We start from the raw sequence: 14,968 nt of genomic DNA on the forward strand, positions 1-14,968 counted from the left end.
GCCTGGCCGGGTGGGTGGCTTAATCTTGCAGTGCCTGGGAAGCCCGTGTGTGAGTTTGGTTAGGACTTTCTGAGCCAATCTGGCTTTCATTCTTAAGCTGTGGTTAATCCAGAAAAGTAACGGTCAAAACACCTTGTACTTTGGTGGCTAAGGGTTGTTCACAGCTCGAGCAGGGCACAGGAGGAAGACCAATGCGACGAACCAAAATGCTTTTGCTGCTGGGCGGCCTGGGCCTGCTGCTGGGGGCCTGCGGCGGGGAGTACACCGACAACCCCACCCCCGATAGCTCCAACGGCCCCTTCCTGGCCGAGCCCCTCACCCAGCACCCCACCAACCTGCCCCTGACCCTGCTCAACCGCTACCTGGTGGTGAGCGAAGAGGACGGGCGCTTGCGGGCCAGCTACAGCGGGCTGCGCTACTGGCCGCGCCAGGCCGACAAAAACCGCAACCCCAACAACCCCAGCCAGCCCTCGGGGCCGCGCTTTACCCAGTACGCCGGCTGGGACATCCTGGACGTGCCCGGCTCGAGCGTCTCGCGGGCCGACTGGCTGCGCCTGAGCCTGACCCGCCCCGCCACGGTGGTGGTGGCCTGGGAACACTCGGCGCTGTGGCTGGCGGGTTGGCAGAAAGGGGAGACCACCGCTGCCGATGGCAAGAAGTTCAACACCTATACCCGTACCTTCCGGGCTGGTGAGATCACCCTGGGCTCCCCTGAGGGCAAGGGTGAGTACTGGGTGCTGCTGGCCGAAGGCAACGGGCAACCTTCGGCAGAACCCCCCCTGCCCAGCGGCATCACCGAACGGCCGGTGCCCAACACCACCTGCCCCTCCTGGCTCGAAAACCTCTGGCAGGCCAAAGGGCCGGATGGGCGCAACTACCCAAGCTGGCACCCCCAGATCGACCCGGTTTACTGGTGTTACTACCGCCACGACCACAACGCCGACCCCGGCCTGATCGGCTACCAGGCCCCCTTCCTCTACACCGCACAGTACACCAACAACCAGCCTGAGCGGGCCGAGGGCTTTAAGGGCTTTGCCATCCGCGACGGCGAGATCGGCTGGTATTTCAACATCCACTCCGAGACCAGCACCGACCAGCGGGTCTGCGCCCGCTTCCACACCGTGGTGGTGGTGGCTACGCGCTGGCGCACCGGCGAGAAGCTGGCCGAGCTCAACTACAAAGGCGACTTTGGGGCCTCGAGGCAGAACCAGGGCGACAATCCCTTCTTCGCCAACACCTGCACCGACCCCCGCACCGGCCAGCAGGTCACCCAGGAGCAGATCGGCCAGCAATTGCAAAGCACCACCCGGGCCTCCAAGCGCATCCGCATCGCCGCCAACAACTCGGGCTACGAACAGTGGGATGGGGGCCTGGTCAAGGCCTTAGGCATGGAGTTTAGCGGCCCCGGCATGGGCATTGACATCCAGAACCCGGCCACCGCCTGCAACGCGCTTCACTGCACCGATCTGGTCACCAACAACTCCTCCAGCACCCGCCGCACGCTGCAAATCATGAACCTGCGGCTGCGCTACAAGCCCGAACTCGACCCCGACGGCGACGGCTACTTCGAGACCAACCTGTACGGCGATGGGCCTTACATCGCCGGCGACCGCAACTCGGGGATTGGCCCCCTTAAGCAGTACATCAAACCCGGGACCGACCTGCGCCTGGACGGCTTCTTCACCACCGAGGATGCCTGGCGCGGGCTGTATGTGCGTGGTGGCAGTACCCAGGATGTCGAGCTCGAGGGCGCGCTGGGCACGGTGAACTAAAGAGGCCCATCACCAACCGGCGGGTGGTGCCTCGCCGGTGGTTCTTTTGCAGCGCATAGCGGTATCGTTTTGATTAGCGACGACGGGCCAGGGGGTGAAGCTTCCCGTGGGTATCCTTCACCCATGACTACACCCGACGGCGAAGGATTCAAGCGGAAGCGGTATTAGGGCATGCTCCACTGTATGGTGATGCTGCGCTGGGACTGGCCGCTGCAGCCGTTGCTGGTGCAGGCGATGCCATAGATGTAGAAAAAGGGCCTCTTTTCCATGGGGTCTACGCCGCGGTCGGTTACGGTAAAAGTGGCGCTCTGGGTGTTGGCGCTGCCCCGCACGGCGTTTTGTTCTACGGGGGTGACCTCGAGGCCCCCGGTGTTGCTCTGGTACCTCAAAAAAACCCGCGTCAGGTTGCTGGCGTTGAAGGTCACCCGCACCGTGAGGGTGGCGGTGCCGCCCCGGGACAGGGTGAAGGGATCGGCGGCCAGGCTAAAGCTTTCACCGGGGGCGGGGGGTGGGGGTGTGTTGGGGGGTCGGAAGACGCTCTGGCCGCCGCAGGCCGCCAGCAGCGGGGGGAGCAGCAGGGCCAGGTACGCGGGGCGCATAAGCATAATTGGCAGTCTAGGGAGGGGGGTGCGCGGGAAGTCTTAGGGCCGGCTAATGAAATCTTTATGTAACACGGGGTCGGGCTCTGGGAGTCTTAAAAACGGCATAAAATAGCCCCATCATGGGCAAACAAATCGCAGTGTTTTTCCTGCTATGCCTGGGTTGGACGGCCCTTGCCCAAAGCGCCAGGCCTTTCGCGGGGGCCAGCCTGGTATTTCAGTGGGTGGAAGGAACCTCTCTTACCAGCCTGATGCTGCAGGCTGGCAGCTACAACCTGGGCGGTGGTCTTGGGGCGCGGGCCAGTGTGGGCATCGGGTTGAGCCCCAGCTTCCTCGAGCTCGGCGCCGACCTGCTCTTTCCTTTTGGGACGGGCCGCCTGCTGCCGTATGGGGGTCTGGGGGGCAACTGGGTGGGCCTGGGGGCGCTGAACTTTTTTGGTATTCGGGGTCTGGCTGGGGTTAGCTACAGCACCGCCAGCGATACGGGCCTGTTTGCCGAGGCCGTGCCAACCCTTTACCTGGCCAGCGATGCTACGGGCATTTACGGTACAGCCTTCGGTATCCAGCTCCGCTTTGGGGTGAACTACCTTTTCTGAAGGAAGCTGCCCTGAACGCCAGTGTTGTGGAAACCACACCCCGGCCCGAGGCAGGAGGCGTAGGCTATAGCTGCATGGACACCCGCCAAGCCCTCTTGCAGAGCGCCCGTAAAGCGTTTGCAGAGCGGGGGTATGCCGCAACCAGCCTGGAAGACCTGGCCCGCACCCTGGGCCTGACCAAGGCCGCGGTGTACCACCACTTCGCTTCCAAGCGCGAGCTGCTGGAGGCTTTGTTGCAGGAGGGCTTTGCCGAGACCCAGCGGGCCCTGGCCCAGCCGGGCACGCTGCACCAGCGCCTGATGGCCCTGGCCCTGGCCTACCGGGGGCAGGTGGAGCCCCTGACCGCCCTGATGACCGCCTACTCGAGCCGCCGGGGCGGCGACCTCGAGGCGGTCAAGCTGGCCCGCGAGGCCATGCAGCGTGGCATCGAACAACTGGCCGGGCTGCTGGAGCAGGTTGCGCCGGGGCATGGCCGGGCCCTGGCGGTTATCTTTGCCTCGATTGTGCACGGGGCCTACATGACCGCCCAGCACATGCCCGGCTACTCGGCCGAGGCGCTTTTGCAGGAAGGGGTGGCCCTGTTTGTGCGGGGCTTACCGGACAAGGCCGGGGAGTCCACCTAACGGGCGGCAGGGGTTTCTGCCAGAATAGAGGCATGGCCCGGGTGCTGCTCATCGAAGACGATGCCGGGGTGCGCGAGGCGTTGCGCCTGGGGCTGGAGCTCGAGGGCTACACGGTGCTCGAGGCAGCCAACGGCGCCGAAGGGCTGCGCAGGCTGGCCGAAAACCCCGAGCTGGTGGTACTGGACGTGCTGCTGCCCGGCGGCGATGGCTTTGGGGTGCTGCGCGAGATTCGCCGGCAAAGCGCGGTGCCGGTGCTGATGCTTACCGCGCTGGACGAGGTGGAGTGGCGGGTCAAGGGCCTGCGGGAGGGGGCCGACGACTACCTGGTGAAGCCCTACGCCCTCTCGGAGCTGGTGGCCCGCCTCGAGGCCCTTTTGCGCCGCAGCAAGCGCCCGGAGGAGGTGCTTTCCTACGCTGATGTGGTGCTGTATCCAGGCAGGATGGAGGCCCGCCGGGGTGGGCGGCTGCTGGAGCTTTCGCCCAAAGCCCTGCAGCTTTTGCAGTGTTTTCTGGAGCACGCCGAGCGCCTGCTGCCCAAGGAAACCCTAATGCAGCGGGTCTGGGGCCAGGAGGTGGAGCCCAACACCCTCGAGGTGCACCTCTCGGCCCTGCGCCGGGAACTGGGCGAACCCATGCTGCTGCACACCCTGCGGGGGCACGGCTACATTCTTAAGCGGCCATGACCCTCCGCCTGCGCCTTCTGCTGTGGCTGTTGCTGGCCCTGGTGCTATTGTTGTTTCCGCTGGGAGCCCTGACGGTACAGCAGGCCCAGCGCACCGTGCAGGAGGCCCTCGAGCGGGCGGTGCTGGCCCGGCTGGGTTTTCTGGTCAGCCAGGGGATAGTGCGGGTTCAGGATCTGGCCCAGGTGGTGCAGGAGTTTGGCGGGGTGGGCTTTATTCTGGGCCCCGAGGGCCGCATAACCTTTACCGACCTGGGCGATTACCGGCTCCCCGAGGGCCTCGAGCAGGCCCTGCGAGCGGGGCGGGGTTTTCGGCAGGTGCGGGACAACTGGCTGTGGGTGGCGCTGCCCGGCGAGGAGGGGGGCCTGGGTCTGGGCACGCCCCTGGAGGAGGTGGCGGCCCTGCCCCAGCGGCTGTTGCAGCTTTATCTGGGGCTGGGGGGGGTGCTGGCCCTGCTGGCCTTTAGCGTGGGGGCCTGGGGCCTGACCCGCTCACTCCGGCCCCTGGAGACCCTCTCGCGCGAGCTGGCCCGCCGCAATGCCGAAAACCTCGAGCCCCTCCCGCCCCCGGGGCTGCCCGAGGTGCGACCGGCGGTAGAGGCCATGAACGCCCTGATGGGTGAACTCGAGGCCGCTTTGCACCGCTCGAGGGTGCAGGAGCAGGCCGCGCGGCGCTTTGCCTATGGGGCCTCCCACGAACTGCGCAACCCCCTGGCGGCCCTCAAGGGGTATCTGGAAGTCTTGCAGCGCCGGCCCGGCGAGCCCCGGGCCACCGAGGGGGCGCTGCGCGAGGCGGCCCGGATGGAGTCGCTGCTGCAAGGCCTGCTGACGCTGGCCCGCCTCGAGGGCCAAGGGCGGGTGCGGGGCCAGCCGCTGAGCCTGAACGCCTTCCTCCAACAGCGCGGGCTTAGGGTGGAGGGCGACGGCTGGGTGGAGGCCGACCCCGATCTGCTGGCGCTTATTGTAGAGAACCTTGTGCAGAACGCCACCAAGCACGGCGGGGGCGTGGAGAAGGTGGAGCTCGAGCCCGACGCTGGGGGCCTCTGGCTCTGGGTATGCGACCGGGGGCCCGGCTTCCCACCGGAACTGCAACCCAGGGCCTTTGAGCCCTTCGTCAAAAGCGACCAAAGCGACGGGGTGGGCCTGGGCCTGGCCCTGGTGGCTGCAGTGGCCCGGGTGATGGGCGCTCAAGTGCGGGCTGAAAACCGCCCCGAGGGGGGCGCGCGGGTGGGGTTCTGGTGGCCCGAAGCCCGGGGCCGGGATAAACCTGTGCGATAGTTCAGCGAGGGGCCTCAACTTATGGCTGCAACCACCCTACCCCCAGCTTTTTGAAGTCCTGGTCGAAGGAGGCGACCCTGCCCCCCAGTTCCTGGGCCATTACGGCCAGGTAAGTGTCCTCGAAGTCTATGTTGTGCTGCACCTGGAGGGCCAGGGCCGACTCACAGCGCTGCCGCTCCACCACCTCCACCGCTCCCGAGGCAAACAGCCGCAGCAGGGCCGCCTCGATCTCGGTATATTCCATCTGGTACAGTTTTTTTAGCACATACACCACGTCGGCTAGGGTAAGGGCCTCGAGCACCAGGCGCACCGCGCCTTGTTGCCCCGAGGCCAGCAGGTCGCGCGCCCGCAGGGCCTGCTCGAGCGGGGTTTTGGTGATGAAGCGCAGCAGGACATTGGCGTCCAGCACGCACAGCGGGGCCGGTTCCGAACTCACCGCTGCTCCTTGCGCGCATGGCGTGCCCGCATGACCTCGCGCTCCTTCGCAGGGCCGGGATAGGGCACCGTCGCTCCGGGCAGTTGCTCGAACAGTTCCTCAATGCGCATGCGGGGAACCACCTTTAGCCGGATGGTATCGCCTGTAACCTCAAAATTAATTTGATCGCCTTCCTTAATTCCGAATTTTTCGCGTATTTCTTTGGGAAGGGTTAGCTGTCCGCGAGCAGCTAGAGTTGTCCGATAAATCATAACTAATCTGAAGTATAGCACGGGGCTGGAGGTCTCGAGGTATGCTAAAACCCAGTGAGAAAGGAATACGACTACGTTATCGTAGGGGCCGGGGCAGCGGGGTGTGTGCTGGCCAACCGCCTCTCGGCCCGGCCCGACCGGACGGTGCTGGTGCTCGAGGCCGGTGAGCCCATGCAGGGGCTGTACTGCAAGGCCCCGGCGGCCTTCCCCAAGCTGTTCAAGGGGCCCTACGACTGGGCTTTTTTTACCGAGCCCCAGGCCGAGCTGGAGGGGCGCAGCCTGTACTGGCCGCGGGGCAAGGGGCTGGGGGGGAGCAGCGGGATCAACGCCATGATCGTCATTCGTGGCAACCCCCGCGACTACGACGACTGGCAGCAGCCGGGGTGGTCGTTTGCCGAGGTGCTGCCCTACTTCAAGAAGCTCGAGACCCACCCCCTGGGCCCCTCCCCCTACCACGGTGACCGGGGCCCTTTGCACGTGGAGGTGCGCAAATACACCAACCCCCTGACCGAGGCCTTCCTCGAGGCCGCCCAGCAGTGGGGCCTGAAGCGCAACGACGACTTCAACGGCCCCGAGCAAGAAGGGGTGGGCCTGTTCCATGTCAACCAGAAAAACGGGGCCCGGCACAGCGCCGCCGCGGCCTACCTGACCCCGGCCCTGCCGCGCCCCAACCTGGATGCCCAGACCGGGGCCCGGGCCCACCGCATCCTGTTTGAAGGGGCTACAGCGGTGGGGGTGGAGTACCGCCACCAGGGCCAGCGCTGGCAGGTGCGGGCCCGCCGGGCGGTGATCGTCTCGAGCGGGGCGGTGCAGTCCCCCCAGCTCCTGATGCTCTCAGGTATCGGCCCTGCCGACCACCTCAAAGCCCTCGGCATCGAGGTGCGGCAGGATTTGCCGGTAGGGCAGAACCTGTGGGATCACCTGGCCCTGCCGGTCATCTGGCACAGCACCCGGCCCGTGAGCCTGGACAAAGCCGAGAACCTCGCCAACATCCTGCGCTACCTGCTGGCCCAGCGCGGCCCGTTCGTAAGCAACATCGCCGAGGCCGGGGCCTTTTTGCGCACCCAGCCCCAGGCCAAAGCACCCGACCTGCAGTTTCACTTTGGGCCGGCCTTTTTCAGCAACCACGGCTTCGACCGCGAGGAAGGCTTCTTTTTCACCATTGGCCCCACCCTGGTGGCCCCCCAGAGCCGGGGCTTTATTGCCCTCAGAAGCGCCGATCCGGAGGCCGCGCCCCTCATCCAACCCCGCTACCTGAGCGAGCCGCACGACCTCGAGGTTCTGCAAGCCGGGGTGCTGATCGCCCGCGAAATTGCCGCGCAAAAAGCCTTCGATCCCTACCGCGGCCAGCCCCACGCCCGGCAGGCTGCGGAGATCCAGGCCTACATCCGCCGCTATGCCCAGACCCTCTACCACCCCGCCGGAACCTGCAGCATGGGGCAGGTGGTGGATGCAGACCTGAAGGTTTACGGCACCGAGAACCTGTATGTGGTGGATGCCTCGGTGATGCCGGGGGTGGTGCGGGGCAACACCCACATCCCTACCCTGATGCTGGCCGAGAAGGCCGCCGATGGGTTGCTGAGCCTCTAGTAGGGCAGCGCGACCCGAGCGGCTGGTCGCCGAATCAAGGCGCAGGGCTCCGAGCAAACCGCTAGGAGTTCAGGCGCTTTTCGCCCAGGTTGCCTGGCATATACAAAGCTGCCCGTATCGGCTAGACTACTAGGGTTGCCCGCCGCCGCGCGAGCCTTTCCCGGAGAGACAATGGAACTCAGAAACATCGCAATTATTGCGCACGTGGACCACGGTAAGACCACCCTGGTAGACGCGATGCTCAAGCAGGCCAAAGCCCTCTCGCGCCACGAGGCGGAGGGCGAGCGCATTATGGACTCCAACGACCTCGAGCGCGAGCGCGGCATCACCATTCTGGCCAAAAACACCGCGGTGGAGTGGGGGGGCGTGAAGATCAACATCGTGGATACCCCCGGCCACGCCGATTTTGGTGGCGAGGTGGAGCGCGCGCTTTCGATGGTGGATGGGGTGCTGCTCCTGGTGGACGCTGCCGAGGGCCCCATGCCCCAGACCCGCTTCGTGCTCAAGAAGGCCATCGAGGCCGGCCTCAAGCCCATCGTGGTGATCAACAAAGTGGACAAGAAAGACGCCCGGCCCGACGAAGTTCTAAACGAGACCTTCGACCTGATGGCCGAGCTGGGGGCCTCCGACGAACAGCTCGACTTCCCCTACCTCTACGCCATTGGCCGCGAGGGCGCGGCCTGGCTGGGCGACCAGCCCAAGCCCGACCTGACCGACCTTTTCGAGACCATCCTCAAGCACATCCCGGCCCCCCAGGTGGCCCAGGGCCCCTTCCAGCTTCGGGTGGCCAACCTCGACTACTCCAACTTTTTGGGCAAGATTGCCCTGGGCAAGGTGCACCGCGGCACGGTGCGCAAAAACCAGTTTGTGACCATCGTGGGGGAGCACGGCAACCGCGACCTCAAGGTGGTGGCGGTGTTTACCCATCGGGGCCTGGAGCGCCTCGAGGTGGACGAGGCCACCCCCGGCGATATCGTGGCCATCGCCGGGATGGAAGGCGTCGAGATTGGCGATACCATCGCGGCCCGCGAAGCCCCCGAGGCCCTGCCCCGCCTGGCGGTGGACGAGCCCACGGTGAGCATCACCGTGACCCCCAACACCTCGCCCTTCGCCGGGCGGGAGGGTAAGTACGTGACCAGCCGCCAGATCCGCGAGCGGCTGTTGAAGGAGCTCGAGACCAACGTGGCCCTGCGGGTCATCGAGGTCACGCCCGATACCTTCGAGCTGCACGGGCGCGGCGAGCTGCACCTGTCGGTGCTGCTCGAGACCATGCGGCGCGAGGGCTTCGAGTTCTCGGTGGGCCAGCCCAGCGTGCTGTTCAAAGAGATCGAGGGCCAGATTCAAGAACCCTACGAGTACCTGGTGGTGGACGTGCCCGAGGCCAAATTCGGCCCGGTGATGGAGGCCCTGGGCAGCCGCAAGGCCCAGATGGTACACATGGAGCAGGAATCGGGGCGCATTCGGGCCGAGTTCACCGTACCGGCTCGAGCCCTGTTCGGCTTCCGCACCATGTTCCTTACCCTCACCGCGGGGGAGGGGGTGATGAGCCACAGCTTCCACGCCTACGGGCCGCACGTGGGCAGCCTGGAAACCCGCACCACCGGCAGTGCGGTGGCGATGGAGGCCGGCGTGGCCTATGCCTACAGCCTGTACCGCTTGCAGGAGCGGGTCAATTTTTTCATCGAGCCCGGCACCGAGGTGTACGTGGGCATGATCGTGGGCGAGCACGTGCGCGACAACGACCTGAACGTCAATGTCAACATCAACAAAAAGCTCACCAACGTGCGGGCCGCCGGCTCCGATGAGAACATCCGCCTGATTCCGCCGCGCAAGTTCACCCTGGAGGAGGCGCTGGAGTTCCTGGCCCCCGACGAGCTTCTGGAAGTTACCCCCCAAAGCCTGCGCCTGCGCAAGCGGGTGCTCGACCCCAGCCAGCGCAAGCGGGCTGAGACGGTTTAGTCGGCGAAGTCATCCGGCTCGAGCCGCTTTTCATAGAGAGCGCGGTGGCCTGCGTTCCGTTCGGCCCGGCGCAGCTCGCGCTCGAGGGCGATGGATGTTTGATACCACCACGCATCTGCGGCCTGCCCAGGCCTGATGTGAGGCTGACAGGGGAAGCCTAGATTGGGGCAGGTATGAAACCCCCGCTGCCCGTGCTCGGCCTCGCCCTGCCCATCGAACGCCTGCTCGAGTTTCGCCCCTGGCTTCTGGAGCACGGAGGGCGCGACCTCGAGCTACAGGATGCGGTGCGCCCGGAGGTGCTGGACGGCGACTGGCAGCCCCTGGTGGCCCGGGCCCGGCAGGCCCTGGACGGCTACACCGGGCGACTGGGGATTCACGGCCCCTACGACGGCCTCTGGATGGCCTCCTTCGACCCCTTTGTGCGGCGGATGATCGCCGAGCGCTACCGGCGGGCCCTGGAGTTTGCCGCCGACCTGGGGGCCAGCCATATGGTCATTCACAGTCCTTTTCTATTCTTCGGCCACCCCCAGATGGCGCATACGCCCGGCAACGGCCTCGAGCGCGAGATCGAGTGGGTGCACGACACCCTCCAGACTGTGCTGCCGCTGGCCCGCAACCTGGGGTTGGTGCTGGTCATCGAGAACATCCGCGATACCAACCCACAGCCCCTGCGCACCCTGGTGCAGTCGTTTGGCTCCGAGCAGGTGCGCATGAGCCTGGACGTGGGCCACGCCCACCTGATGCAGCAGCTCGGGGGCCCCGCGCCCGACCAGTGGGTCAAAGAAGCCGGCCCGCTGCTGGCCCACCTGCACCTGCAGGACAACGACGGCCTGCTGGATCGCCACTGGAGCCCCGGCCAGGGCGGGGTCAACTGGCGGGCCCTGTTTGCGGCCCTCCAGACCCTCCCAAGCCAGCCCCGCCTCATCCTGGAGGTGCGGCATGAGCAACTGCCCGTGGCCGCTCAGTGGCTGGTAGCGCAGGGGCTGGCCTGCTAGCCCGCACGGTCAGCGGAGTGTAAGCCCGCGGCTGATGTTTTTTTGAAATTGCTGGCGGATTCTTTTGGGTGCGGCCATGATTAATGCCAAAAACTCCGAGCAAAACCTGCAAAATTCCATCCCAATGCGCCGGATAGGGCGGCTGGGCGAGGGCCTCGAGGTAGCCCTGCTGCTGGTTCCAGGGCTGCTCTTGCTGCTAGTGTTCACCGTCTGGCCTACCCTCAACGCCTTCTGGCTTTCCTTTCACCGCGAGAACCTTCTGGGAACCGAGCGGGACTGGGTGGGCCTGGCCAACTACGCCGAGATGCTGCGCGACCCGGCTTTCTGGCGTGCGGTGGGGGCCACCTTCCTGTTTGCGGCCATCGTGGTTCCGGTACAGCTTTTACTGGGGCTGCTGGCGGCGCTGATGGTGGCGCGGCCCTTTCCCGGCGTGGCGTTGTTTCGCACCCTGTTCTTCCTTACCACCGCGGTACCGACCGCGGTGGCGGCGGTGGCCTGGGGCTGGTACCTGCACCCCATCGGCGGAACGGTCAACCGCTGGCTGGAGGCGGTGGGCCTGCCGGCCCAGCCCTGGCTGACCAGCCCCGAGCTGGCCTTGCCCACCCTGGCGATTGTGACCGCCTGGGCCGGGGTGGGCTTTACCGCCATCCTCTTGACCGCGGGGCTCCAGCAGATCCCCGAAGACCTCTACGAGGCCGCCCGGATCGATGGGGCCGGAGCCTGGAGGCAGTTCTGGCACATCACCCTGCCCATGCTCTCGCCCACCCTGTTCCTGGTGGCCCTGCTGACGGTGCTCACCAGCCTGACCGCCTTCGGCCAGATCCACCTGCTGACCCGCGGCGGCCCCATGGAGAGCACCACGGTCTGGATTTACCGCATCTACCAGGATGCCTTCTTCAACTTCCGCTTTAGCTATGCGGCGGCGCAGTCGGTGGCGCTGTTCTTGGTTCTGCTTTTGCTGGCCGCGCTGCAGTTCCGCGGTCTGGGCCGGAGGGTGCACTATGAGTAGCCTGCCCCGTTGGCTGGCCCGCCCGTTGTTTTACCTGCTCCTGGGGGTCTATGCCTGGCTGTTGGTGCTGCCGCTTTTGAGCCTGCTCTCGGCCAGTTTTCGCACCGAAGCCGACCTCTTTACCCCTGGGCTGCTACCCCCCCAGCCCACCCTCGAGGCCTACCGGGAAGCCCTGGCCAAACACCCCATCCTGCGCTACCTGCTCAACAGCCTGGGGGTCTCGCTGGCCATCACTTTAGGCGTGCTGCTGACCTCGGCCACCCTGGGGTATGCCCTGGCCCGGGTTCGCTTTGCCGGGCAGAGCCTTTTGTTCGGCTTTGTGGTGGGGCTCCTGCTCATCCCCGACGAAGTGACCTTCCTGCCGCGCTACCTGCTGGTACAGGAACTGGGCTGGATCAACAGCTACTGGGCGCTGATCGTGCCCTTTCTGGCCTCGCCGCTCGGCATCTTCCTGATGCGGCAGTTCCTTAAGAGCCTGCCCCAGGACCTGTTTGATGCCGCGCGGATCGACGGGGCCGGCCACCTGCGGACGCTCTGGTACGTGGCCCTGCCCCTGGCCGCCCCGGCCCTGGGGGCTTTGGGGGCGCTGAGCTTTCTGGGGGCCTGGAACATGTACCTCTGGCCGCTGGTGGTGATTAACCAGAACGAGATGAAAACCGCGCAGATTGCCATCGCTCAGGTGCAGAGCGTGGAGGTCTCGAGCTGGAACGTGGTGGCGGCGGCAGCGGTGCTGGTGCTGCTGCCCACTTTGCTGGCCTTTTTGCTGGCCCAGCGGGCCTTTATCCGGGGCATCGCGCTGGGCGGGCTGAAGGGATAACGCTAGGAGGCAGATATGCTAAGACGTTGGTTGATTCTGGCAGGCATCGCACTGGGGGGGCTGGGTCTGGCCCAGCAGCGCATCACCATCGACTTCTGGCACTCCATGGGCGGGGTGCTGGGCGAGGCCACCGAGGCCCTGGTCAAGGACTTTAACGCTGCGCAGAACCGGGTTACGGTGCGCAGCCAGTTTGTAGGCTCCTACGACGACGGCCTTAACAAGCTGCGGGCGGCTTTGCAGGCTGGGGGGCAGGGCCGGCCCAACGTGATCCAGGTCTACGATATCGGGGCCCGCTTTATGGCCGACTCGGGCGCGGTCTTGCCCCTCGAAGACCTGGCCCGCGCCAACAACTTCGACCTCTCCCAGTTTGTGCCGCAGCCCCGCAACTACTACACCGTGGACGGCAAGCTGTATGGGCTGGCTTTCAACAGCTCGAATCCCATCCTCTACTTCAACGCCCAGGCCCTGGAGCAGGCCGGCATTCCCTACCGCAACACCTGGAGCCTGGCCGACCTCGAGGCCGCCGCGCGTAAGCTGACCATCAAAGATGCCTCTGGCAAGACCACCCGCTACGGCCTCTCCATTCCCATAGATAGCTGGTTCATGGAGCAGTTTAGCTACAACTCCGGCCAGTACTTCTGCAACAACGAGAACGGCCGCAAAGCCCGGGCCACCGAGGTGACCTTCAACAACCCGGCGGCGGTGGCCTTCCTGGACACCTGGGCCCGCCTGGTGCGGGAAGGGGTGGCGGCCAACACCGGGCGCAACTGGGCCGATAGCCAGAGCCTGTTCGCCCAGGGCAACGCGGCCATTGCGGTGTACTCCACGGCCTCGCTTACCGGGGTGCTGCGCCAGGTGGGCAACCGCTTCCCAGTGCGCACCGCCTTCTACCCCTACCTGCGCGAGCGCAACGGCACGGCCATTGGCGGGGCGGCGGTCTACCTGATCCGTGGCTTTAACGACGAGCAGAACGCGGCCTCGTGGGAGTTCATCCGCTTCCTGCTGCGCCCCGAGACCCAGGCCAAATGGACTATTGCCACCGGCTACTTCCCGGTGGTTAAGGGGGTGACCGAGCTGCCCAGCGTGCGCCAGGCCTATGTGCGCCAGCCCAACTACACCACCGCGGTAAGGCAGCTCGAGACCTCCAAGGTCAACACCGCTTCGGCGGGCTGCTTGATGGGCGGCTTCACCGAGATCCGCCAGATCGTGCAGTCGGCCATCGAGGAGGCCCTGCGGGGCAAGCCGGCCCAGCAGGCCCTCGACGAGGCCAAGCAGCGGGCCGATCAGGTACTTGCCCGCTACAACGCCAGCGTCCGGCCGTAAGCAAACCTGATCGGTCAGGGCCCACCTGTGGCACAGGTGGGTTTTTTCTGTGGAGTTTTTGGGACTCGCTGCACGCAGGCAGCTTGAGATTTAGAGGCCTTAGCCTTTAGCCTGTGGCAGATATGCAGTCGGATACCACTGCACGCCTTCTGATTACCTGCCCCGACCGGCCCGGCATTGTGGCGGCGGTCTCGAATTTCCTCTTCAACCACGGGGCCAACATCACCGCGCTCGACCAGCACTCCACCGACCCCGAGGGGGGGCTCTTCTTCATGCGGCTGGAGTTCCAGACCCCGCACCTCGATGTGTCGCGGGAAATCCTCGAGAAAGCCTTTGCCGAGCGGGTGGCGGCCCGCTTCGAGATGAACTGGCGCATCGCCTACGCCGCCGACCTCAAGAAAGTAGCCATCCTGGTCTCCAAATACGACCACGCCCTGCTGGAGCTTCTCTGGCGGCACAGCAACCGCGAGCTGCCCTGTACCATCACCCAGGTTATCTCCAACCACCCCGACCTGCGGCCCGAGGTGGAGCGCTTCGGCATCCCCTACCACCACGTGCCGGTGGAGAAAGACCGCAAAGAAGAGGCCGAGGCGCAGATCCTGCACCTGCTGGGGGATACCGACCTGGTGGTGCTGGCCCGCTACATGCAGATTCTCACCCCGCAGTTTGTGGCCCGCTACCCCCACCGCATCATCAACATCCACCACTCCTTCCTGCCGGCTTTTGTGGGGGCCAATCCCTACAAACAGGCCTATATGCGGGGCGTGAAGATCATCGGGGCCACCGCCCACTACGTGACCGAGGAGCTGGATCAGGGCCCCATCATCGAGCAGGACGTGGCCCGGGTCTCGCACCGGCACGACGTGGCCGACCTGGTGCGGCTGGGGCGCGACCTCGAGCGCAACGTGCTGGCTCGAGCGGTGCAGTGGCACCTGGAAGACCGCATCATCGTGTACGGCAATAAGACCGTGGTGTTTTCATAATTGCCCTTCATGCCGTCTTCACCGTGATTGATTACACTGCTAGGTGGAGGTCTTTGAG

Annotated in this window: 15 protein-coding genes; 12 read left to right on the top strand and 3 right to left on the bottom strand. The window is 65.6% G+C overall.

The window, feature by feature from the left end; translation table 11 throughout:
- Positions 1-191: 191 nt before the first annotated feature.
- Positions 192-1,772, top strand: a complete 1,581-nt coding sequence (locus MRUB_RS01565) for a hypothetical protein (RefSeq protein WP_013012606.1) — start codon at positions 192-194, stop codon at positions 1,770-1,772.
- 164 nt (positions 1,773-1,936) lie between these two features.
- Here MRUB_RS01565 and MRUB_RS01570 read toward each other — a convergent pair whose 3' ends face one another.
- Complete coding sequence (locus MRUB_RS01570; protein ID WP_241476930.1) at positions 1,937-2,371, bottom strand: hypothetical protein; 435 nt, start codon at positions 2,369-2,371, stop codon at positions 1,937-1,939.
- 122 nt (positions 2,372-2,493) lie between these two features.
- On the opposite strand from MRUB_RS01570, the gene MRUB_RS01575 reads away from it, so the two are divergent.
- The 4 genes from MRUB_RS01575 to MRUB_RS01590 all read left to right on the top strand — a co-directional run bounded on the left by MRUB_RS01575 (position 2,494) and on the right by MRUB_RS01590 (position 5,547).
- On the top strand, positions 2,494-2,967 hold the full coding sequence (locus tag MRUB_RS01575) for a hypothetical protein (protein WP_013012608.1): 474 nt from the start codon (positions 2,494-2,496) through the stop codon (positions 2,965-2,967).
- 74 nt (positions 2,968-3,041) lie between these two features.
- Complete coding sequence (locus MRUB_RS01580; RefSeq protein ID WP_013012609.1) at positions 3,042-3,590, top strand: TetR/AcrR family transcriptional regulator; 549 nt, start codon at positions 3,042-3,044, stop codon at positions 3,588-3,590.
- A gap of 32 nt (positions 3,591-3,622) precedes the next feature.
- The gene (locus MRUB_RS01585) at positions 3,623-4,273 is read left to right on the top strand and encodes a response regulator transcription factor (protein WP_013012610.1); all 651 of its coding nucleotides are present in this window, start codon (positions 3,623-3,625) and stop codon (positions 4,271-4,273) included.
- Complete coding sequence (locus MRUB_RS01590) at positions 4,270-5,547, top strand: sensor histidine kinase (RefSeq protein ID WP_013012611.1); 1,278 nt, start codon at positions 4,270-4,272, stop codon at positions 5,545-5,547. The genes MRUB_RS01585 and MRUB_RS01590 overlap by 4 nt, the downstream gene beginning before the upstream one ends.
- A 19-nt stretch (positions 5,548-5,566) precedes the next feature.
- On the opposite strand, the gene MRUB_RS01595 is transcribed toward MRUB_RS01590, so the two are convergent.
- Together MRUB_RS01595 and MRUB_RS01600 are read right to left on the bottom strand one after the other, a co-directional pair.
- Positions 5,567-5,983 carry a PIN domain-containing protein gene (locus tag MRUB_RS01595; protein ID WP_013012612.1) on the bottom strand — a complete coding sequence of 139 codons (417 nt, stop codon included), beginning with the start codon at positions 5,981-5,983 and terminating at the stop codon, positions 5,567-5,569.
- Positions 5,980-6,234, bottom strand: coding sequence for an AbrB/MazE/SpoVT family DNA-binding domain-containing protein (locus MRUB_RS01600; RefSeq protein WP_013012613.1), 255 nt, complete (start codon positions 6,232-6,234; stop codon positions 5,980-5,982). The genes MRUB_RS01595 and MRUB_RS01600 overlap by 4 nt, the downstream gene beginning before the upstream one ends.
- Before the next feature lie 54 nt (positions 6,235-6,288).
- On the opposite strand from MRUB_RS01600, the gene MRUB_RS01605 reads away from it, so the two are divergent.
- The 7 genes from MRUB_RS01605 to purU all read left to right on the top strand — a co-directional run bounded on the left by MRUB_RS01605 (position 6,289) and on the right by purU (position 14,910).
- A complete protein-coding gene (locus MRUB_RS01605; protein ID WP_013012614.1) occupies positions 6,289-7,824 on the top strand; it encodes a GMC family oxidoreductase in 1,536 nt (511 codons plus the stop codon).
- Positions 7,825-7,995: 171 nt separating this feature from the next.
- On the top strand, positions 7,996-9,783 hold the full coding sequence (gene typA, locus MRUB_RS01610; protein ID WP_013012615.1) for a translational GTPase TypA: 1,788 nt from the start codon (positions 7,996-7,998) through the stop codon (positions 9,781-9,783).
- A gap of 173 nt (positions 9,784-9,956) precedes the next feature.
- A complete protein-coding gene (locus MRUB_RS01615) occupies positions 9,957-10,778 on the top strand; it encodes a sugar phosphate isomerase/epimerase family protein (RefSeq protein ID WP_013012616.1) in 822 nt (273 codons plus the stop codon).
- Between the two features lie 76 nt (positions 10,779-10,854).
- Positions 10,855-11,787, top strand: a complete 933-nt coding sequence (locus MRUB_RS01620; protein WP_013012617.1) for a carbohydrate ABC transporter permease — start codon at positions 10,855-10,857, stop codon at positions 11,785-11,787.
- Entirely contained in the window at positions 11,780-12,604 is an 825-nt protein-coding gene (locus tag MRUB_RS01625; protein WP_013012618.1) for a carbohydrate ABC transporter permease, read from the top strand. The genes MRUB_RS01620 and MRUB_RS01625 overlap by 8 nt, the downstream gene beginning before the upstream one ends.
- Positions 12,605-12,619: 15 nt before the next feature.
- Positions 12,620-13,927: an ABC transporter substrate-binding protein gene (locus MRUB_RS01630; protein WP_013012619.1), complete on the top strand. Its 1,308-nt coding sequence runs from the start codon at positions 12,620-12,622 to the stop codon at positions 13,925-13,927.
- 122 nt (positions 13,928-14,049) lie between these two features.
- Positions 14,050-14,910, top strand: a complete 861-nt coding sequence (gene purU / locus MRUB_RS01635; RefSeq protein WP_013012620.1) for a formyltetrahydrofolate deformylase — start codon at positions 14,050-14,052, stop codon at positions 14,908-14,910.
- Positions 14,911-14,968 lie beyond the last annotated feature (58 nt).

This window comes from Meiothermus ruber DSM 1279 (genome assembly GCF_000024425.1).
Classification (GTDB): domain Bacteria; phylum Deinococcota; class Deinococci; order Deinococcales; family Thermaceae; genus Meiothermus; species Meiothermus ruber.